The sequence below is a fragment of the Metabacillus rhizolycopersici genome (assembly GCF_020075705.1).
The window spans coordinates 1-316 of sequence record NZ_JAIQUM010000306.1; the positions used below are offsets into that span (position 1 = coordinate 1).

Annotated in this window: 1 pseudogene; it reads right to left on the reverse strand. The window is 39.2% G+C overall.

The features are described from left to right. Positions 1 to 20: 20 nt before the first annotated feature. Positions 21 to 316 (reverse strand): annotated as a pseudogene (locus tag K9V48_RS30275) (IS4 family transposase); the annotation flags it as partial.

Here is a 316-nt window from a genome sequence, read left to right on the forward strand (position 1 = left end):
ATTAAAACGCGATTTTTTCGCTAGGCAGCTTGTCTATGCTTCACCGTCGTTTCATACACAACCCCTAGAATATCAAAGACGGTCAGCTTCTTATACCGATGACATTTACGACCGTTCTTTTTTAGCAGCTGATAAAGGCGATGCAGAATTTTCAAAAGTTCTTCTGTGCCAACTGCTATGGCTTGAAATAGTAACGGAAAGTAATCTTTAATCATATAAATCGCTTTGTATTCACTCAGCTCCTGCTTTTTCTTTTCAAGCAGAAGCTGTCGCATTTGAAACATCGTAGAAGAACAGAGGAGAATGCCAATGAGTT